This is a genomic window from Mesorhizobium sp. M7A.F.Ca.CA.004.04.2.1 (assembly GCF_004022825.1).
In the GTDB taxonomy this organism is placed as follows: Bacteria; Pseudomonadota; Alphaproteobacteria; order Rhizobiales; family Rhizobiaceae; genus Mesorhizobium.
Genome location: NZ_RZPH01001504.1, coordinates 1 through 921, shown reverse-complemented (window position 1 = coordinate 921; position 921 = coordinate 1). Strand labels below are relative to the sequence as shown.

At 52.6% G+C, this 921-nt stretch carries 2 protein-coding genes; both read left to right on the top strand.

Translation table 11 applies throughout. From position 1 onward, the window contains the following. Positions 1 to 639: polysaccharide biosynthesis protein (locus tag EN893_RS35730; RefSeq protein ID WP_164901478.1), on the top strand; the 639-nt coding region annotated here is incomplete at its 5' end. Then, positions 632 to 921: UDP-N-acetylglucosamine 2-epimerase (locus tag EN893_RS35725; RefSeq protein WP_245490980.1), on the top strand; the 290-nt coding region annotated here is incomplete at its 3' end. The genes EN893_RS35730 and EN893_RS35725, both read left to right, overlap by 8 nt.

Below are 921 nucleotides of genomic sequence, written 5' to 3'. Positions count from 1 at the left end.
GACCAGGCTGTATACCCTGTAAACGCTATGGGTATGTCAAAGGCGTTGATGGAAAAAGTTATGATCGCGAAATCGCGAGTCAGCGATTCTGTTCGCACCGTCGTCTGCGCCACCCGTTACGGCAACGTCATGGCGTCCCGCGGCTCAGTGATCCCCCTCTTCCTTGACCAACTGCTAGGCGGCAAGCCCCTGACATTAACCGATCCCAACATGACACGTTTCTTGATGTCGCTCGATGAATCAGTCGACTTAGTACTTTATGCATTCGAGCACGCACGGTCGGGCGATATATTTGTTCAGAAGGCACCCGCTTCTACCGTGGGGGTTCTGGCTGAGGCGATGCAGGAACTATTCGAACGGGACAATCCGGTGAAAATCATCGGGACTCGTCATGGTGAGAAGCTTTTCGAAACTTTGGTGTCGCGCGAGGAAATGGTGCGTGCGGAAGACCTAGGCAATTATTATCGGATTCCGGCCGATTCTCGGGATCTGAACTACGACAAATATTTCGTTGAAGGCGAGCGAATGGTTTCAGAGCTGGAGGATTACACATCTCACAACACCGTTCGCCTCGATGTCGGTCAGGTCAAGGCACTGCTATCGCAGTTGGACATCCTTAAAGGGGCGCTCCGTGCTTAAGGTCATGACCATTGTTGGGACTCGGCCAGAGATTATTCGGCTGTCCAGGGTCATTGCAAAGTTCGATGCCAATTTCGATCACGTGCTCGTTCATAGTGGCCAGAACTACGATTATGAGCTGAATGAGGTCTTCTTTTCGCAGTTGGGCATTCGGCCGCCCAACGTCTTCCTCGAAGCTGCAGGTGCTTCTGCTGCGGAGACAATTGGGAAAGTCATCATCGCGGCTGATCAGGCGATCGAGAGTCATCGCCTGATCAGCCGCGATGATGACTTTCCCAATTG